This is a genomic window from Rarobacter incanus (assembly GCF_006715765.1).
Classification (GTDB): Bacteria; Actinomycetota; Actinomycetes; order Actinomycetales; family Cellulomonadaceae; genus Rarobacter; species Rarobacter incanus.
In genome coordinates this window covers 319073-338407 of the sequence record NZ_VFNV01000001.1, presented here as the reverse complement: position 1 = coordinate 338407, position 19335 = coordinate 319073, and the positions used below count along the sequence as shown (strand labels likewise).

Genomic DNA, 19335 nt, shown 5'->3' with positions numbered 1-19335 from the left:
CAAACTCTGCGGTGAAAATCGTGCTGGCCCACGGCGGGGGGCAACCGGGGCATAATTTTTGTGCCGATCAGTCGGCAGCGTCGCCCCAGGATAACAGGGCTTGGGGCCATGGCTGAACGCCGACCGGGGTGTTAGTCGGCGCCCGGAGTCGGGCCGATGCTTGAAGATCTTCTCCCAAGCGTTACGACGGCTGCTGCGGATACAACCAGAAGTACCACTGCGGTCCAGACGTTGAGCCGCAGGCCCAGGAAGTGGTGGGCCTGGTCAACTCTCAACATCTCTACCCACAATCGTCCGGTGGTGTAGATCAGCACGTATAGCCAGAATACCTGACCGCGACGCATCCGAAGGCGGCGCTCGCACAGCAACAGCAGCGCGACGCCGAGGAGCGACCACAGCGACTCGTACAAAAACGTGGGATGAAAGGTCGTTCCGGGCGCGTATCCGGCCGCCTGGGCAATGCCCGGTGACACGCTGAGCGCCCACGGAAGGTCGGTCGGGCCGCCGAATAGCTCCTGGTTGAACCAGTTGCCCCAGCGTCCGATCGCCTGCGCCAGCAAGATGGGCGGCGCCGCCACGTCAGCGAAGTCAATGATCGACACCCCCGTCGAGCGGCACCCAAGCCACGCGCCGACAGCGCCAAGCGCAATCGCACCCCAAATTCCCAGCCCGCCGTTCCAGATGTATAGGGCCGCGACCGGGTTTCCTCCCGCACCGAAGTACTGATCCGGGCTGGTGATGACGTGGTAGATCCTGCCGCCGACGATTCCGAAGGGAACGGCCCACAAGCAGATCGTATAGATCGCATCGGGGTCACCGCCCCTGGCCTGCCATCGCTTCGCGGTCCACCAAACGGCAACGCCGATCCCGGCAAGCAAACACAGCGCATACGCGTGGATCGTGAGCGGCCCCAGGTGGAATGCGTTCCAGGTGGGGCTGGGGATCGAAGCGAGGACCGTTTCCCCGCTTCCCCTCACGGTCGCGCGCCTTCGCGCACTCCGGCGGCAAGCTGCTGGGCAACGTGGGCCAAATCATCCAGCTGTTGCGCGAACGGCTTATCCGTGAGCAGCGTTTTGACGAACGCCGATCCCACAATCACGCCGTCAGCGTAGGAAGCAATATCGGCTGCCTGTTCGCGCGTGGACACTCCGAGCCCGACACACACGTTGGCCGCACCCGCGGCGCGCGTATCCTCCACCAGGGTGCGCGCGGCGCTTCCCACCTGTGTCCGTTCCCCGGTCACGCCCATGGTCGAGGCCGCGTACACAAACCCGCGGCATGCGCGGGCGGTCAGGGCCAGGCGTTCGGGCGTCGAACTGGGCGCCACCAGGAACACCCGATCGAGCCCGGCAGCGTCCGCGGCCTCGATCCACTCGGACGCCTCATCGGGAATCAGATCGGGGGTGATGATGCCCGCGCCGCCCGCCGCGGCCAGGTCGCTCGCGAACTTCGCGACGCCGCGTCGCAGAATCGGATTGAAGTAGCTCATCACGAGCACGGGCACGTCAAGATCCGCCAGCGCTGCGACCACGGTGAAGACATCGTCCACCCTGGTGCCGCCTGCAAGCGCCTGATCGACCGCGTGCTGAATCGTGGGGCCATCCATCACCGGGTCGGTGTAGGGAATCCCCAGCTCCAGGATGTCGACGCCGTTCTCGACCAGCGTCCGGGCAGCCTCAATTGATCCCTCAACGGTCGGGAACCCCACAGGGAGGTACCCGATCAGGGCGGCGCGGGACTCGTCCTTGATTGCTGCGAGTCTGGTTGCGGTGCTCACCATCACTTCGCCTCCTGTTCGCTCGGAACCAGCCCAAACCACTTCGCGGCCGTCTCTACGTCCTTGTCGCCGCGCCCCGAAAGGTTGACGATGACAACCGCGTCGGGGCCGAGTTTGCCTGCAACCTTGAGCCCGCCCGCCAGCGCGTGCGCGGATTCGATGGCGGGCAAGATGCCCTCGGTCTTGGACAGCAACGCGAACGCTTCCATCGCCTCCGTATCGGTGATGGGCGCGTACTCGACCCGTCCAATATCGTGCAGATAGGAATGCTGGGGTCCCACCGACGGGTAGTCCAACCCCGCGGATACGGAGTGGCTGGGGAGGGTTTGGCCGTCCTCATCTTGCAGAAGATACGAACGAGCGCCGTGCAGCACACCGGGAGCGCCACCCGAAAAGCGCGACGCGTGCCGCCCCGAGTCGATGCCCTCTCCCCCCGCTTCGAAGCCGTACAGCTTGACGGCGTCGTCGTTGAGGAACCCGGAAAAAATGCCCATGGCGTTCGATCCGCCGCCCACGCAGGCGACCACCGCGTCGGGCAGCCGGCCGGTCGCGGCCAGCACCTGTTCGCGTGCCTCCTTGCCGATGACCGAGTGAAACTCGCGAACCATCTCGGGGAACGGGTGCGGCCCGGTCACCGTACCGAGAAGATAGTGGGTGTTTTCGACGTTGGCGACCCAGTCTCGCAGCGCCTCATTGATCGCGTCCTTGAGGGTGCGCGTCCCGATCGTCACCGGAACCACCGTGGCGCCCAAAAGGCGCATGCGCGCCACGTTCAGGGCCTGCCGGCGCGTGTCTTCCTCGCCCATGTAGATGACGCACTCAAGATCCATCAGCGCCGCCGCGGTCGCGGTCGCGACGCCGTGCTGCCCGGCTCCCGTTTCGGCGATCACGCGGGTCTTGCCCATCCGCTTGACCAACAGCGCCTGCCCGAGGACATTGTTGATTTTGTGCGAACCGGTGTGGTTGAGGTCCTCACGCTTGAGGAAAATGCGGGCGCCGCCGCCGTGCGCGGCGAACCGGGGAACCTCCGTCAGCGGGTTGGGTCGGCCGGTGTAGTCGCGCTCCAATCGGCGTAGCTCCGCTACGAATTGCGGATCGACAATGGCGGCGTGATATTCCCTATCCAGTTCGTCGAGTGCCGCGATAAGGGCTTCGGGGACGTAGCGCCCGCCGAAATCGCCGAAGTAGGGCCCCGAAATGTGATTCACAGTGTCAGACACGAATTGTTCTTTCTGGCGCCCGTGGCGCCTAGGTCAGTGACGTACTGCCCGCAGCGACGGGTGAGCCCCCGCGGCGACAAGGTTTGCGACGGAGAGCCGCGGCGTTGAATCCGTGACCAGGGCCTCGCCGACCAGGACGGCATCGGCACCCGCGCGGGCATATTCAACGACATCGTGCGCATCGCGCACACCGGATTCGGCGATCTTGACAATGTGGTCTGGGATGAATGGTGCGACCGCTGCGAATACGTCACGATCCACGTCGAGCGTCTTGAGATTCCGCACGTTGACGCCGATGATGCGCGCCCCGGCGACCACCGCCCGCTCCACCTCTTGCTCGGTGTGCACCTCGACCAGTGCCGCCATGCCCAAGGAGTGCACGCGCTCGATGAGGGATTCCAGCACCGTCTGCTCCAGGGCGGCAACGATCAAGAGCACCACGTCGGCCCCGTAGGCGCGCGCCTCCCACACCTGGTAAGGCGTGACGATGAAGTCCTTGCGCAGTACCGGGATGTCGACGGCCTTACGCACGGCCGCCAGATCGTCCAGGGATCCGCCGAACCGGCGCTGCTCGGTGAGAACGGAAATCATGGTTGCACCGCCGGCCTCGTACTCGCTGGCCAGCGCGGCCGGATCGGCGATTGTGGCCAGCGCGCCCTTTGACGGGCTTGCCCGCTTGACCTCCGCTATCACCGATAACGCGCCGCCCTTTCGCAGACGGGCGTAGGCGTCGATGGCGCTGTCGCGCCGCGCAACTCGGTCCTTCAGCTCGGCGAGCGGGGTGGCCGCTTCGCGCACCGCGAGGTCCTCGCGCACGCCAGCGATGATGGTGTCTAAAACTGTGCCCACGGCCATCAGCCCTACCGTGGTTGACCCTGGCCGGCCAGGCGCAGAAAGTAGCCGCCCAGAAGCGCGGCCACTACTACGGCCGCGCCGACCGCGATGATCACGTACTGACCCAGGCAAACACCCAGCGTGGCGACGATCGCCCCGAGCACGATTCCGAGCATCGCGAACCAGGCCGCTAGCGTGCGCCCTTCGTTGTGGTTAGGTTGGTCGTCCGGCAGTTCGAACGGCTGCTCGATCGCAAACCGGTCCTGGGTGCTTACCGCCTTGTGTGAGTCCTGAGACATCGGTTCTACCTCTCCCCTCGCCAATACTGGTTACAGCCTACCCGCCTTACGGCGGGGCCCGACACTCTCACTCGCTCGTGGGGTCCTCCCCGCGATCCAGCGCCGCCCACTTTTCCGCGCTCGACACCTGGTTGGGGGCATTTGCTGACATATCGCCGCGGGCAGTGACATCAAATCGCGTGGTCACGCGGGCGGGTGCGGGAAGCACCGCGACAACGATGCACGCGACAGCGACGAGCGCCGCCACCGCCAAGGCCCCGTACCCCCACGGGGTTACGCTGGCCGAATCGACGATCGCGACTCCGGTTTTCTCGCTCAGCGCCGCGGCGGCTGCCCCCGCGGGGTCGGCGAGCGTGTCGGCCGTGACGATAGCAAGTCCCGCACTGGCGAGTGCCGCGATCGCGGCGCACAGGACGCGCACCGCGCGCCCCCCCAAGAGCGATGTTAGCGCTGCCGCCCCCGCCAAGAGCGCCACCGGAGCGACCAGCGCCTGGGCGGTGAACCCGCTCAGCGCCACCTCGACCTTTCCGACCACGGTCGTGGACTGCGCCGTTATCCACGTCGGAGAGCCGGAGGCTCCGATCGCTATCACCCCCGCGGCCATCACGAGGAATGCGCGTGCACGGGTAAGAACCGGGAGCCTTGCGGCGGCGCGGGGAATGTTCGTGTTCGCGTTCCGCGCCGGTACTGGGGCTGCAGGCGCCTCGGCGCGTGGGGTTTTGTCGCTCATCTTTGGGAAAGCTGTTCGGCCGTCGCCGGCACGGCACCGAGGTCGCCTCCCGTGATGAAGCACGTCCTTTCCCCGGTGTGGCAGGCGGCTCCGATCTGGTTGACGCGGATCAGCAGGGCGTCGCCGTCGCAATCGATCTGCGCGGACTGCACGAACTGCGCGTGCCCCGAGGTATCCCCCTTGCGCCAGTATTCCTGCCGGGAACGGCTGAAAAACGTCACCCTTCCGGTAGTCAGGGTGCGCGCAAGCGCCTCGTCGTCCATCCAACCGAGCATCAGAACTTCGCCGGTGTCGTGCTGCTGAATGATTGCGGCAACTAACCCGTTGGGGTCTCTTTTCAGGCGCTGCGCGATGCGAGGATCCAATTCCGTCATCGAACGATCACCCCCTCCGCACGCATTTGCTCCTTGACCTGCGAAATTGTCAAGGTACCGTAGTGGAAGACGCTGGCCGCCAGCACCGCGTCTGCGCCGTGGTGGGCAACCTGGGCGAAGTCGCTGGCCCGGGCGGCCCCACCGGATGCAATCAGCGGCACGGTGACCTCCGCGCGCACCCGGTCGAACATGTCCAGGTCAAACCCCGCCAGCGTGCCGTCGGCGTCCATCGAGTTGAGCAGGATTTCACCGGCGCCCAGCTCGGCGCCGCGGTGCGCCCATTCGACGGCGTCGATGCCGGTACCCCTGCGCCCACCGTGCGTCGTCACTTCGAATCCGGATGGCGTCGGAACCCCCTCGCGCACGCGCCGGGCGTCGACGGACAACACCAGCACCTGGGAGCCGAACCGGTCGGCGATGCGGGAGATCAGGTGAGGGTCCGCGATAGCGGCGGTATTGACCGCGACCTTGTCGGCTCCTGCACGCAGTAGCCTGTCGACGTCCTCGACTGCGCGCACCCCGCCGCCGACGGTGAGCGGGATGAACACCTGCTCGGCGGTGCGCCGCACAACGTCGATCATCGTTTCGCGGTTGCCGCTGGACGCGGTGACGTCCAGGAATGTCAGTTCGTCCGCGCCTTCTTTGTTGTACCGCGCCGCCAACTCGACGGGATCGCCTGCATCGCGCAAATTCGCGAAGTTGACGCCCTTGACGACCCGCCCCGCATCGACGTCGAGGCACGGAATGACCCTCACGGAAACCGTCACGACTCACCCTTCTTGGTTTTCTTTTCCGACTTGGACTTCGTATCGGTCTTGGTGTCGGACGCGCCGCCAGCGGCGTCATCGGCCTTACCGCTGCTCGATCCCTCGCCCTGCGCGGACGCGGCAAGCACATCGATCAGGTACACCATAGTCTCTTTCTTCCACTTCCCATCGGTGAGCCCGAACGCCTGCCCGGGGGGCACGACGACCAGGATCCGCGACCCCACCGTGACATCGCTGAGCGCCGAATCGAGTCCCTCGATCAGGGCATCGGAGCCGACATTCACCGTCACGGGCAACGCATCATCCGCCCGGCTGGAACCGACCACCTTCCCGTTCGACCACCGCACGGCCTCGTACTGGATCACCGCACCCTTGCCCGCCGCGACCTGCGCACCGTTGCCTCGAATCAGCACCGACGTCGTCAAGACCGACGGCGGGTCGGACTTTTTCGGGATGGTGATATTGGTGCCATCCACCGTGGGCAGTTTCTCCCCATCGCTCGACTCGGTGGCCGGATCCGCGACCTTGGTGCCGTCGGCATTGATGGGAAGAACGTCCACGACCATGATGAGAGGGATCTCGTCATATGTGGCGATCGAAACCCTGCCGCCTGCCCTGATCCCGACCAGCGACTCGTAGAGCGCCTCCCCCAGATCCGTAACCGTCACCCGGTACACCTGCGGAAGGGTGTCGAAGTCGTTGCGAAGTTCATCGCCGGTGGACCCCGATATCGCAAGGATCCGCAGCAGCGCCTTCCCATTGGGCCGCAGCTTTCCGCCCGCGCCCTCTATGAGGGTCTTTCTTTCCGTCTTCGTGATCGAGACGGGCGGGGTGAACGCCACATCCGGCTTGGTGTCCCAGGTCCCGGTGACCTGCACATGCTCAAGGACGTCAACGTCCTTGTCGGGGGTGGCTGTCTCGGTCGACTTCGATGGTTTTGGTTGGGTCCGCTTTGGGCCCGTCCACCCGCACCCCGCCACGGCGACCGCAAGGGCACCGGCGGTCACCGCAGCGATGACTGCGCGCACGGCCCTTGCCGCCGGACCGCGCCGAGCGAAGTTCGCAGCGCCACGGCCACCGGCCGCCTTCGCGGCACCCTCGCCGCTTCCCGCATGCCGATCGCCGTTCACAGCGATTCCAGGAGCCGGTCAACCGCCGGGTCGACGGGGTTGAACGGGTCTTTGCACACCACCGTGCGCTGCGCCTCGTCGCTGACCTTCAGGTGCACCCAGTCGACCGTGTACTCGCGGTGCGCGGCCAGGGCTGCCCGCACAAAATCGCCGCGCAGCTTGGCGCGCGTGGTCTGCGGTGGCACCGCTACCGCGCGCTCAATATCAGCTTCCGGCACAACGGTGCGGATCGCACCGCTTCGCACAAGCTTGTAGTAGAGGCCGCGGGCGCGGCTGATGTCGTGGTACGCCAGGTCGATCCGGGCGATCCGGGGGTCATCCATGTCCGCTCCGGTCCGTTCCTGGTAGCGGCGGATGAGATTGAGTTTGATCGCCCAGTCGAGTTCGCTGGATACCTGGCTCAAATCCTGGGCCTCGATGGCATTCAGGCCGCGCTCCCACAATTCGACGGTCGCGTCGTCGTGCTCCATGCGTTCGTGATCGGCCAGGTAGTCCTTGACGCGCGCTAGGTATTCGCGCTGCAGGTCGATGGCCGTCAGCGTCTTGCCGCTGGCAAGAGTTATGGGCGCGGTCCCGGTGATGTCGTGGCTGATTTCGCGTATCGCGCGCATCGGGTTTTCCAGCGCGAAGTCGCGCATGGGGATGCCCGACTCGATGAGGCGCAATACCAGATCCGTGGCTCCAACCTTGAGCATCGTGGTCGGTTCGGCCATCGTCGAGTCGCCGACGATCACGTGCAGCCGCCGGTAGCTTTCGGCGTCAGCGTGCGGTTCGTCGCGCGTGTTGATGATGGGACGCGACCTGGTGGTGGAGCTCGATACGGTTTCCCAGATGTGGTCGGCTCGCTGCGAGAAGCAGAATGTCGCACCGTTCTTGGTGGGCAGCACCTTGCCCGCACCGACGAGGATCTGGCGGGTTATCAGGTGCGGCACCAGCAGGTCCGCCACCCGCGCGAAGTTCCCCTGGCGCCGCAGCAGGTAGTTTTCGTGACAGCCGTACGAGTTACCCGCCGAGTCGGTGTTGTTCTTCAGCACGTGTGCGGTGCCGGCGATGCCCGCCTCGTCGATCTGCGCCTGCGCGTCGCGAAGCATGTCCTCGACGATGCGTTCGCCCGCGCGGTCGTAGGCGATCAGTTGCGAAACCGCGTCGCATTCCGCCGTCGCGTATTCGGGGTGAGATCCCACATCGAGGTAGAGCCGCGAACCGTTGGTCAAGAACACATTGGACGAGCGCCCCCATGCCACGACGCTGCGGAAGAGCTTGCGGGCAAGTTCTTCCGGCGACAGCGTATGGTCCCCGCTCGGGGAGAACGTGATACCGAATTCCGTCTCGATACCGAATATGCGCTTACTCATCAATCACCAATCGTTGCGTGCGTATTGCGGGCAGGGAGGTTCCTATTGCCCGCCCTTTTGCACGAATCCCTTGACGAACGCCTCCGCGTTCGATTCCAGAACGTCATCGATTTCGTCAAGCAGGTCATCGACCGCGTTGTCGCGCACGGTCGCCGACGGTACCGCCACGCCGGGCTCGTCGTCGGGGCGGGGCCCCGGCCTGTTGATTCGTTCTTGTGCCATGGGTTATGTCTCCTTAGGTGCTCATGGTTTGTGCGCTGTGACCTGACGCTACCGGGCGAGTGCCGCAATCAGTTCGGCGACGTCGCCTGCTTGATCCAGGATCGCGCCGACGTGCTCGCGCGTTCCGCGCGCCGGATCGGGCATGGGAATCCGGGAAAGAGTCTCGCTGCCGGGAACGTCGAGTATGACCGTATCCCATGATGCCCCAACGACCTGGGAGGGGAACTTCTCAAGCAAACCGCCGCGAAAGTACGCGCGGGTATCCGTCGGCGCAGCGGTGACGGCCGCGGCGATCTGCTCCGGTGTCACCAGGTCGCGGGTCGCGCCGGCGGCGCGCAGCTTTGCTGCAATTCCGCGCCCTGGACGCACATCCGCCCACTGAATGTCGAATGCGGCCAACCGCGCGTTGTCCCACGCCAATGCGTCGCGTTCGCGCATCCTCTCAAGCAGTTGCAACTTCGCCGCCCATTCGACACGATCGGCGGCGCTGGCGCGGTCGCGCACCAGGTCGTCCAGCACGCTTTCCCAGTCCGCCAGGAGGCGTTCGGTCGCGTGGTCGTGCAGTCTTAGCCGGGAGCGCTCGTCCCTTATCGCCGCAATGTAGGTGCGCTGTATCTCTACCGCGGACGCAGTCTTGCCGCCCACCAGCGGCAGTTGCGCGCTGAGGGTAAGGTCGCGGCTGACAGCCTCGACGCTCGCGACCGGGTCGCGCAGTTCCAATGATGCGATCGGTTGCGGTATTTCGAGTTCGTCACCCCACTGTTCGATGAGCCACAACACGCACGCTGTCGCCCCCATCTTCAGGTAGGTGGGGAATTCGAACAGGTTCGCGTCACCGATGATCACGTGCAGGCGGCGCCACCGGTCGCGGTCGGCGTGCGGTTCGTCCCGCGTGTTGATGATGGGCCGGCGCATCGTTGTCTCCAGGCCGACCTCGGCCTCCATGTAGTCGGCGCGCTGGGACAGCTGAAAGCCGGGAATCTCCCCGCGCTGGCCGATGCCGACCCGGCCTGCGCCCGCGTAGACGGGGCGAGTGACGAAGAACGGGGTCAGGGCCCGCACGATGTTGCCGAACGGGACTTCCCTGTCCACCAGGTAGTTTTCATGCGTGCCGTAGCTGGCACCCTTGCCATCGACGTTGTTCTTGAACACGACCATGTCGGATTCGGTCAGTGCCGAGGCTTCGCGGGCGCCTTCGCGCATGATTATTTCACCCGCCCGGTCCCATATGACCGCGTCGATGGGGTTGGTAACCTCGGGCGACGAGTACTCGGGGTGGGCGTGATCGACGTATAGACGAGCCCCGTTCGTCAAGATGACGTTCGCCGCACCGGGATCCTCGTACTGCGCGTGGCGGGGGCGTTCCTGTTCCTGCACGGCGATGTGCCCGGCGTTGGCTTCGTCGCTGTCGCCCGAAGGCGCGGGCCGGCTCGGATCGTCGGTGAGCAGGCTGGGGTGCGCGGATGCGCGTTGCAACTCGAACCCGCGCGCATCGCGCAATGGGTTCTCGTCCAGGTAGTCCCACCGCGCCCGGCGCCCCGACGCGAAGGCGTCGCGGTAGCCGAGCACTATCTGGCTGGACATGAGCATGGGGTTCGCATACACGTCGCCGCGCCGCACGACGCCGTATTCGGTTTCGATCCCCATGATGCGATTGACGCTCACGTGGAGGCTCCTTCTACAGGTATGTGCCGGTCGCGGCAATAGTGTCGGCGGGCCGCTGGGCGTCATCGGCCCCCGGCCGCACCGCGTTGGCTCGGTCGGATGCGATCGTCCTAATGAAGACGATTCGTTCGCCCTTCTTGCCGGAAATCCGCGCCCAATCGTCCGGGTTTGTGGTGTTCGGCAGATCCTCGTTTTCACGGAATTCGTCCAAACATGCCGCCAGGAGCTGGGCGGTGGTGATGCCGCGCTCCCCGCGGTCAAGAAACGCCTTGATGGCCATCTTCTTGGCTCGGTCGACGATGTTCTGAATCATCGCGCCGGAATTGAAGTCCTTGAAATACAGCACTTCCTTGTCTCCGGATGCGTAGGTCACTTCCAGGAACTCGTTGTCCGGGACCCGCGCATAGATGCGATCGACGACCGCTTCGCGCATGCGGGCAACGGCCGCATTGGCATCGCCGCCGCAGGCGGCGACCTCGTCCTCACTGATCGGCAGTTCGACGGTCAGGTACTTCGCGAGGATGTCGGCGGCGGCGGCCGCGTCGGGGCGCTCCACCTTGATCTTGACGTCGAGGCGCCCGGGCCGCAAGATCGCCGGGTCGATCATGTCCTCGCGGTTCGATGCGCCGATGACAATGACATTATCCAACCGCTCGACGCCGTCGATCTCGGCGAGCAGTTGCGGCACGATCGTGGTTTCCACGTCCGATGACAGGCCGGTGCCGCGGGTGCGGAACAGCGATTCCATCTCGTCGAAGAAGACCACCACGGGCGTTCCTGCGGAGGCCTTTTCCCGCGCCCGCGAGAAGATGAGGCGGATGTGCCGTTCGGTTTCGCCAACGTACTTGTTGAGCAGTTCGGGGCCCTTGACGTTGAGGAAGTAGCTGCGCTGAGCCCTCCCCTGCTGCTCCCCGCGGGCCGAGGCCAACGAATGCGCGACGGCCTTGGCGATGAGCGTCTTGCCGCATCCGGGCGGACCATACAGCAAAATCCCCTTGGGCGGTCTCAAACCGTGTTCGCGATACAGGTCGGGGTGCGCGAAGGGCAATTCGACCGCGTCTCGAATCTGATCGATTTGGGATCCCAGACCGCCGATGTCGCTGTATTCGATGTCGGGAACTTCCTCAAGGACGAGTTCCTCCACCTCCGCCTTCGCGATCCTTTCGAAGGCGAATCCCGCCTTCGTGTCGGCGGTGACGGCGTCGCCCGCGCGCAACGTGCCGTCCAGCAAGGGTCCCGCCAAGCGCAAAACCCGCTCGTCGTCGGCGCGTCCCACTACGACGACGCGCCCGTCGTCAAGGACGTCCTTGACGGTCACGATTTCGCCGGTCGTTTCCCATCCGGATGCCGAAATTGCCGTCATTGCCTCGTTGAGGGCGACTTCTTGTCCCGGGCGCAGGGCGCCGACGTCGAGTTCCGGACCCGCATTGATCCGGTATTTGCGCCCGGCGCTCATAACCTCAATGGTGCCGTCTGCGCCTTTGCCGAGGTAAGTCGCGAAGGTCCCGGGTGGCTGCGCCAGGCTTTCGAGTTGTTGATCCAGGTCGGCAATTTTGGCGCGCGCGGCCTGGAGCATTTCTACGAGGCGTTCGTTCTTGATACGCAGCAACGCGAGTTCGTTGGCCGTTGTATCCGCGGCGTGAGCCGCATACGACCCTGCGTTGTCCATTCGTGCCCCTTCCTGGCGTTTCCGTCTCTAAGCCTACCGGTCGCCGGACTGTTTCCTGGCGAGAGCGTTGCCCATCCCGCCTCACAGGTCCTGCGGGTCGAGTTCTATCCTGGTCTGCCCCAACCTCCTGTTTGCGCTGGCCAGAGCCCTTTGGGTGCGCATAAGATGCGCCAGTTCGGCGCCCTGTTGGTGCGGCACGCACACTAACGCCCGCACCGACGGTTCGAGCGTTGGCGCCTGGCTGCTCGCCCCGCCGTCTTCCCAGGGGGCGGGCCCCAAGATCGTCGCGTGCGGAATTCCGCGTAGGTGTGATACCGCGTCCGCAACCTCAAACGATGGACCGTACAGTGCGGCGAACCGGACGGCGGGTGGAAGGTGCGCCTGGCGGCGGTCGGCCAATTCACGCGCCGCGTACCCCGCCGGATCCCAGCGCACTAGCGCCTGGACCGCCGTCACCGCGCCGCCAGCGACGATGGACACGATTCCGCCCTCATCCGCGGACCTGACCAGGGAGGCCGCGCGGATCCACCTGGCAAAGGCTCGCACTTCCGTGTCCAGGTGCGCTCCCGCCGCCATCGCGTCGGCGTCGAGCAGCGCGGCGGCCGCGTACCCGCCTGCGGCGCGCGGTTCGGCGCCCGGGGTCGCGACAACCAGCTCGGGGCGGGCCGACACGGCATCAATCACGCCCGTGCTGGACGCCAGTCCCGACACGCGAACTGCCGTATGCGGAAACGCCCTGCCCAGTTCATCGGCGGTGCGCTGCGAGCCGATGCGCACCGAACGCAGGTGCGTGTCACCGCATTCGGCGCACCGCCACGACCCGCCCAGGGCCCCGCACCAGGCGCATTGCGCGTTAGCCGCGTCGAACCGCTGGTTCTGTGCCGTGCCTGCTGTCATTTGCAGGGGGCCCTCGCACTTCTTGCAGCGCGCGGAAGCCCGGCAGGTCGCACAGGCGAGCGCCACAATGTACCCGCCGCGCGGGACCTGGACTAGAACGGGGCCGCTGCGCAAACCGTCGCGAATTGTCCGCCACACCTGCGGGGGCATGCGGGTGTGCCCTTCTCCCCCGCCGCGTTCGCGCTCAAGGTCGTCGATTGCGTTGACCCGCGGTGCGCGGTGGCGCACCAATTGGCGCGGGGCGGTGAGCAGGTGGGCCCATGCGTCGTCAGTTAGTTGGTGTGCGCGCAGGGACACCGCATCGCTCGCTAGCAGCACTGCGCAGTGTTCAATTTCGGCGCGTATCCGGACGACTTCGAGGGTGGTAGTGCGCGGAAAGCGTTCCGCTCGATGGGAGCTGTCTGCGTCGTCCCACACTGCGATCAGGCCAAGGTCTGCGACAGGCGCAAATGCGGCCGACCTGGTGCCCACGACGACCCGCACGCGACCCGTAGCCGTGGCCACGTACGCGCCGTAGCGAGCGGCAATGCCCTGCGAGGCTTGCAGCCTGACGTAGGAGCCGCCCGGGCTGGCGGGGGTCCACTCGCTCAGGCCGATCTCTGCGAGAGCTGCGCACAGCAGCGTCACGTCGCGGTCATCCGGCACGACAACAACAGCGCCGCGGCCGACATCTGTGACCGTCTGCACGGCCGACACGATTCCCCGCACCCATGCTGGCCACGGATGCTGGGCGTGCGGCAGCACCTGCCACACCGCCCGCACGCCTTGGCGACCAGCGATCCGGTTCAAGAACGCGGAACCACCCGGATAGTCGCCCCACACCGCGTGGAAGGCGGCTCCTGCCGAACTGGGCTGTGCCGATCCGGGCACGCGGGGGGAACCCACCGGCACAGCGGCCGCCCGCGGCGCATCCGCCCGCCCGGCGCTCGCCGAGCCGCCGTCCACCAGCGCACCGCTCGGCCACGGCACATCCGCCCGCGCACAGCTCGGCCTCGGCGCATCCGCCAGCGCACCGCTCGCCCGCCAGCCGTTCGCTGACCCGCCGTCCACCAGCGCACCGCTCGCCCGCGGCGCATCCGCCCGCCCGCCGTCCCACGCCGAATCACGCTCGTTCACGCCGGGGTCGTTTGCCGCCCCCGAGTCCCTGGCCACGCCAGTGGCCAGGACGCTCGCTTCCGCGCGCGCGTGGCGCGGAGGAATCGCCACCGCGAACACGTCGGCTACGGTGGCGGCGTAGTAGTCAGCCACACGCCTGCACAGTTCCAAGGTCGCGGGCGGCGCGACACACACCGGTGAAATGACCCGACGTATCGGTTGCAATTCGCCTTCGAAATCGGTGGTATCGCCGCGCTCGACTACCAGCGCATCCACGTCTCGGCCCCCGAAACGAACCCTCACTCGGGCCCCGGGAACCACCTCGTTGTCGTGTTTTACCGGCACTGCGTAGTCAAATTCACGATCCAAGTGCGCCACACCGACGTCCGGGATGACCCGCACAACGGGGTTCGTAGCGGCGATGGGCACCCCGGAAGACCGCCCCTGGCGGCGTTGACGCGGGCGCGGCAGACCCGGGAGGGCCAGCTGATCGCCTGCGTCGTTAGTTGCCATGGAGATATCCCATCACAGGGCACCGACATTGTGGAACTAATCCGCGCCCGCCAGGAACTAGAGTGCTGCGGCGGCGCGTAACTCGTCCACCCTGTTTGTCTTTTCCCAGGTGAATTCGGCTAGCTCGCGCCCAAAGTGCCCGTACGCAGCCGTCTGTCGGTAAATCGGTCGCAGCAGGTCCAAATCGCGCACTATTGCGGCGGGTCGCAGATCGAACACCTCACGGATGGCCGCGGCAATGCGATCGACGGGCACCGTCTCGGTTCCGAACGTTTCGGCGTATAGGCCGACGGGGTGGGCCCGGCCAATCGCGTAGGCGACCTGGATCTCGCAGCGGCGTGCCAACCCGGCCGCCACCACATTCTTTGCGACCCATCGCGTTGCATATGCAGCCGACCGGTCCACCTTCGAGGGGTCTTTTCCGCTGAACGCGCCGCCGCCGTGCCGCGCCGCACCGCCGTACGTATCGACGATTATCTTGCGTCCGGTGAGTCCGGCGTCGCCCTGCGGACCGCCGATAACGAACGTGCCCGTTGGGTTCACAAGCACGCGCGGATTGGATGCGTCAACGTCTAGGCCGGCGATCACCGGGTCGATCACGTGCGCGCGCACAGCGGCCGCCAAATCGGCTTGGTTCCAGTCGGGATCGTGCTGGCTGGACACGACAATGGTGTCGAGGCGCACCGGCGTGTCGCCGTCGTACTCGAATGTCACCTGGGTCTTGCCGTCGGGCCGCAGGCCGGGGATGATGTTCCCTTTGCGAACCGCAGCGAGCTTCTCAGCGAGGCGGTGGGCTGTCCAGATTGGCAGGGGCAGCAGCGAGGGGGTCTCGTCGCTTGCGTATCCAAACATGAGGCCCTGGTCGCCGGCACCCTGCAGGTCGAGTGGGTCGCCCGTGTTGCTCGCATCGTCTCGCCATTCGAGTGACTTGTCCACTCCTTGGGCAATGTCCGGCGATTGCTGTCCGATGGATACCGAAACGCCGCACGATGATCCGTCGAAGCCGATGTCGGAGGACGTGTAGCCGATCTCGCGTACCACATTGCGGATAATTTGCGGGATTTCGACGTAAGCTTCGGTCGTCACTTCCCCCGCGACGTGCACCAGACCGGTCGTTACCATAGTTTCGACCGCGACACGTGAGTTTTGGTCCTGTTCGAGCAGCGCATCCAAGATGGCGTCCGATATCTGGTCACACACCTTGTCGGGGTGCCCTTCGGTTACGGATTCGGACGTGAAAAGGCGCATGTCATCAGGCATGGATTCCATCTTACGGTTTCGCCCACGCTGTGGCCGCAGGCGTATCTAGATGTGAGACGGTGAAGAGAACGGACGAGTGCCCGCATCCCCCGCACCGCGCCTCGATCCCGCACCCCCCCCCCCCCCCCCCCCCCCCCCCCCCCCCCCCCCCGCGCGCGCCGAGCGCGCCCCTTTCAGTCAAAACCCCTGAACAAACCACCGCACTCGAACCAAAACCCCGCACTCGACGAGTTCGCGCACTCCCGAGCGCGCCGAGCGCGCCGCTTTCAGTCAAAACCACTGCACAAACCACCGCACTCGAACCAAAACCCCGCACTCGACGAGTACGCGCACCCCCGCGCGCGCCGACCGCGGCCCTTTCAGTCAAAACCACTGCACAAACCACCGCACTCGAACCAAAATCCCGCACTCGACGACCCCGGCCACCCCCGCAGACGCCGAGCGCGCCCCTTTCAGTCAAACCCCCCTGCACAAACCACCGCACTCGAACCAAAACCCCGCACTCGACGACCCCGACCACCCCCGCAGACGCCGAGCGCGCCCCTTTCAGTCAAAACCCCCCGCACAAACCACCGCACTCGAACCAAAACCCCGCACTCGACGACCCCGACCACCCCCGCAGACGCCGAGCGCGCCCCTTTCAGTCAAAACCCCCCGCACAAACCACCGCACTCGAACCAAAACCCCGCACTCGGCGGCTGCGCGAGGAGCCAGCGGAGGCGGGGTGGACTCGATACGCGTGCTGCGCACGCAACTCGCGGCGTGAAGGGGCTCACGCCATTCGACTTGCGAAGGTTCGCACGCAACTCGCCGCGCGAAGGAACGCCAGCTACTCGCGGCGGGAATGGGCTCACGCCATTCGACTTGCGAAGGGTCGCACGCGACTCGCCGCGCGAAGGAAAGCCGACTACTCGCCGCGGGAGCGGACGCGGGCTACTCGCCCAGCAGGTCGCACGCCGCCGCCAGCACGGCGGCCGCAACGTCGGCCTTGGACCCCGCCGCCGCCCCGACGGTCCCTCCGTCGCGGTCAAGGAAGACCACAGAATTATCGCCGGAACCGAACACCTCAGCCGCGGCGACATCGTTGAATACCAGCAGATCAGCGCCCTTTCGGCGCGCCTTAGCGCGGGCGTGCTCGAGCGCGGAGCCGGACGCGTCCCCCGTTTCGGCGGCGAACCCGATGACCACCTGCGAAGGCCCGGAAAGCTCCACCAGTTCGGCCAGAATGTCGGGGTTCTGCACCAATTCGATTGTGGGCGCGGATACGCCATCCGTCTTTTTGATCTTGTGCGCCCCGACGCTAACCGGCCTAAAGTCGGCCACCGCGGCCGCCATGATCGCAACATCGGCGTCGGCGGAAGCCGCCAGCATCGCCTCGCGCATCTCGACGGCGGAGCCCACCCGCACTAGCGGCAGACCGCGCGGCGGGTGCGCCTCGATGGACCCGGCAACAACGGTAACGTCGGCCCCCATGCGCCGCGCGGCGGCCGCCAAAGCGAACCCCTGTCGGCCGGAAGAACGGTTACCCAAGAATCGCACCGGGTCCAGGGGTTCGCGGGTACCGCCCAAGCTGATCGCGACCTTGCGCCCGGCAAGCGGTCGCGCAACGGTCGGGTCCAACGCCTCGATCGCGACGACCAGATCCTCGGGGTCTGGCAACCTCCCGGGCCCGCTATCGGCCCCCGTCAAGCGACCGGAAGCCGGCTCAATGACACTGACACCGCGTTCGCGAAGCAACGCGACGTTCGCAACGGTTGCCGGGTGCAACCACATCTCGGTGTGCATTGCGGGCGCCATGACGACGGGGCCGGACGCCGTCAGAAGAGTACTGGTCAGCAGGTCATCCGCCCGCCCGTGCACCGCACGGGCCAGCAGATCCGCAGTGGCGGGAACCACCGCGACCACGTCGGCCCATCGCCCCAGGGCGACGTGTTCGACGCGCTCGACCGACTCGAATACCGCGGCCGTAGCGGGCCGACCGGTGATGGCCTCCCAGGTTGCCGCGCCGACGAAGTTCAGCGAGGCGGCCGTCGGCACGACCCGCACCTGATGCCCGCGCTCCATCAAGGAACGCGCCACCAAAACTGCCTTATACGCGGCGATTCCGCCAGCGACACCAAGAGCTACGCGCACTGCCGGAATCGCTCGCGAAACTCAGTTACTGAAGCTCGGCGTGTCGCCGAAACCGGGGTCGACCGGGCCGAAGCTGGCCTCCAAGTCGGCCAGATCCTGCGCGGACGGCTGCGCGTTGGGGTCGATTTCTTCCATCTTCAGCAGCCCGGCGTTGATCTCGCGCATCGCGATCGACAGCGGCTTTTCTTGCACGCGTGACTCGACCAGCGGCCCCACGTTTTCGAGCAGTCCACCGTGAAGTTGCGAGAAGTAAGCGTTGATCTGCCGAGCGCGCTTCGAGGCAAAAATGACCAGCGCGTACTTGGAGTCGACGTGCTCAAGCAGTTCGTCGATAGGCGGGTCGGTGATGCCAATGGGGTTCGCAACGGTTCCTGACACAGGTGTCCTCCGTGATGGTGGGTCGAATCAAACAATCATTATAGCGCGAAGCGCCAAGGACGAGGCCCGCCAGCCCCCAACGCGGCGCACTCAATCATGCGGCCGGATCCCCATGAGAGCCACGATCTGATCGGTAGCACGCGATACCTCGTCGTTGACGACGACGTGGTCGAACTCGTCGGCGGCGGCCAGTTCGACCTTCGCGGTGGCGAGCCTGCGCTCACGCTCCTCTTCGTCTTCAGTTCCCCGCCCCACCAACCGGCGCACCAGTTCGTCCCACGACGGCGGGGCCAGGAAGATGAAACGTGCCTCGGGCATTGCGGCGCGCACCTGGCGCGCACCCGCCAGGTCGATTTCTAATAGCGAAGGGACGCCCCGCGACAGTTGTTCCTCTACGGCCGCGCGCGGCGTGCCGTACCAGTTGCGGCCGTGCACCACGGCCCATTCGAGCAGTTGATGATCGGAGACCATCCGCGCAAACTCATCCCCCGAAACGAAGTGGTAGTGCACTCCGTCAACCTCTCCGGGGCGCGGCTTGCGCGTCGTCGCCGACACGGATAGCCACACTTGCGGGTAGCGCTTGCGAATGTCCGCCGATACGGTTCCCTTGCCCACGGCTGTCGGTCCCGCCAGGACCGTGAGGCGCGGGACGGCGTGCTCGTCGTTAATTATCCAAACCTCTCCACCAACGCGGCCGCCTGGTTGGGGCCTAATCCCCTGATTCGGCGCGACGCCGCAATGCCGTACTTATCAAGTAATGCTTGCGCGCGGACCCTGCCGACGCCGGGCATCGCTTCGAGTAGAGCACTGACGCGCAGCTTGGCCACGGCCGGATCCGTGCGCCCCAATTCTATGACCTGCGAAATGGTGGTCCGGCCCGCCTTGAGGTCGGCTTTGACGCCGGCCCGAACTGCACGGGCCTGCGCTGCGCGCTGCAAAGCCGCAGACCGTTCTTCCGGCGTCAGTGAGGGCAGAGCCATGTCAATCTCCTTGGATGAGCGTGCGGTCCCTTAGGGC

General features: G+C 66.0%; 19 protein-coding genes. All 19 read right to left on the bottom strand.

Features of this window, described 5'->3' with window-relative positions:
• Nucleotides 1–131: 131 nt before the first annotated feature.
• The 19 genes from lgt to mihF all read right to left on the bottom strand — a co-directional run bounded on the left by lgt (nt 132) and on the right by mihF (nt 19298).
• Nucleotides 132–977 (bottom strand): prolipoprotein diacylglyceryl transferase, encoded by an 846-nt coding sequence (lgt, locus tag FB389_RS01350; RefSeq protein WP_142111024.1) that lies wholly within the window; start codon nt 975–977, stop codon nt 132–134.
• On the bottom strand, nt 974–1780 hold the full coding sequence (gene trpA / locus FB389_RS01345; RefSeq protein WP_142113386.1) for a tryptophan synthase subunit alpha: 807 nt from the start codon (nt 1778–1780) through the stop codon (nt 974–976). Before trpA ends, lgt begins: the two co-directional genes overlap by 4 nt.
• Nucleotides 1780–2997, bottom strand: a complete 1218-nt coding sequence (gene trpB / locus FB389_RS01340) for a tryptophan synthase subunit beta (RefSeq protein ID WP_142111023.1) — start codon at nt 2995–2997, stop codon at nt 1780–1782. The genes trpA and trpB overlap by 1 nt, the downstream gene beginning before the upstream one ends.
• A gap of 33 nt (nt 2998–3030) precedes the next feature.
• Nucleotides 3031–3852: an indole-3-glycerol phosphate synthase TrpC gene (gene trpC, locus FB389_RS01335; protein WP_142111022.1), complete on the bottom strand. Its 822-nt coding sequence runs from the start codon at nt 3850–3852 to the stop codon at nt 3031–3033.
• Nucleotides 3853–3857: 5 nt separating this feature from the next.
• The gene (locus FB389_RS01330; RefSeq protein WP_246043461.1) at nt 3858–4130 is read right to left on the bottom strand and encodes an HGxxPAAW family protein; all 273 of its coding nucleotides are present in this window, start codon (nt 4128–4130) and stop codon (nt 3858–3860) included.
• A 67-nt stretch (nt 4131–4197) separates the two neighbouring features.
• Nucleotides 4198–4860, bottom strand: a complete 663-nt coding sequence (locus FB389_RS01325) for a Trp biosynthesis-associated membrane protein (RefSeq protein ID WP_142111021.1) — start codon at nt 4858–4860, stop codon at nt 4198–4200.
• Nucleotides 4857–5234, bottom strand: coding sequence for a phosphoribosyl-AMP cyclohydrolase (gene hisI / locus FB389_RS01320; protein WP_142111020.1), 378 nt, complete (start codon nt 5232–5234; stop codon nt 4857–4859). The genes FB389_RS01325 and hisI overlap by 4 nt, the downstream gene beginning before the upstream one ends.
• On the bottom strand, nt 5231–6001 hold the full coding sequence (gene hisF, locus FB389_RS01315; RefSeq protein WP_142111019.1) for an imidazole glycerol phosphate synthase subunit HisF: 771 nt from the start codon (nt 5999–6001) through the stop codon (nt 5231–5233). The genes hisI and hisF overlap by 4 nt, the downstream gene beginning before the upstream one ends.
• Nucleotides 5998–7131, bottom strand: coding sequence for an FKBP-type peptidyl-prolyl cis-trans isomerase (locus FB389_RS01310; RefSeq protein WP_142111018.1), 1134 nt, complete (start codon nt 7129–7131; stop codon nt 5998–6000). Before FB389_RS01310 ends, hisF begins: the two co-directional genes overlap by 4 nt.
• Nucleotides 7128–8486, bottom strand: a complete 1359-nt coding sequence (gene pafA / locus FB389_RS01305; protein WP_142111017.1) for a Pup--protein ligase — start codon at nt 8484–8486, stop codon at nt 7128–7130. Before pafA ends, FB389_RS01310 begins: the two co-directional genes overlap by 4 nt.
• A 42-nt stretch (nt 8487–8528) precedes the next feature.
• Nucleotides 8529–8708 (bottom strand): ubiquitin-like protein Pup, encoded by a 180-nt coding sequence (locus FB389_RS01300; RefSeq protein ID WP_142111016.1) that lies wholly within the window; start codon nt 8706–8708, stop codon nt 8529–8531.
• Between the two features lie 48 nt (nt 8709–8756).
• Nucleotides 8757–10373, bottom strand: coding sequence for a depupylase/deamidase Dop (dop, locus tag FB389_RS01295; protein WP_281282012.1), 1617 nt, complete (start codon nt 10371–10373; stop codon nt 8757–8759).
• Nucleotides 10374–10386: 13 nt separating this feature from the next.
• Nucleotides 10387–12042: a proteasome ATPase gene (gene arc, locus FB389_RS01290; RefSeq protein WP_142111015.1), complete on the bottom strand. Its 1656-nt coding sequence runs from the start codon at nt 12040–12042 to the stop codon at nt 10387–10389.
• 81 nt (nt 12043–12123) lie between these two features.
• Nucleotides 12124–14547 carry a primosomal protein N' family DNA-binding protein gene (locus tag FB389_RS01285; RefSeq protein ID WP_142111014.1) on the bottom strand — a complete coding sequence of 808 codons (2424 nt, stop codon included), beginning with the start codon at nt 14545–14547 and terminating at the stop codon, nt 12124–12126.
• A gap of 57 nt (nt 14548–14604) precedes the next feature.
• Nucleotides 14605–15807 (bottom strand): methionine adenosyltransferase, encoded by a 1203-nt coding sequence (gene metK, locus FB389_RS01280; RefSeq protein WP_142111013.1) that lies wholly within the window; start codon nt 15805–15807, stop codon nt 14605–14607.
• A gap of 933 nt (nt 15808–16740) precedes the next feature.
• On the bottom strand, nt 16741–17940 hold the full coding sequence (gene coaBC / locus FB389_RS01270; RefSeq protein ID WP_142111012.1) for a bifunctional phosphopantothenoylcysteine decarboxylase/phosphopantothenate--cysteine ligase CoaBC: 1200 nt from the start codon (nt 17938–17940) through the stop codon (nt 16741–16743).
• 21 nt (nt 17941–17961) lie between these two features.
• On the bottom strand, nt 17962–18318 hold the full coding sequence (gene rpoZ / locus FB389_RS01265; RefSeq protein ID WP_142111011.1) for a DNA-directed RNA polymerase subunit omega: 357 nt from the start codon (nt 18316–18318) through the stop codon (nt 17962–17964).
• A 90-nt stretch (nt 18319–18408) separates the two neighbouring features.
• Entirely contained in the window at nt 18409–18933 is a 525-nt protein-coding gene (gene gmk / locus FB389_RS01260) for a guanylate kinase (RefSeq protein WP_246043460.1), read from the bottom strand.
• Between the two features lie 53 nt (nt 18934–18986).
• Nucleotides 18987–19298 (bottom strand): integration host factor, actinobacterial type, encoded by a 312-nt coding sequence (gene mihF, locus FB389_RS01255; protein ID WP_142111009.1) that lies wholly within the window; start codon nt 19296–19298, stop codon nt 18987–18989.
• Between the last annotated feature and the right edge of the window lie 37 nt (nt 19299–19335).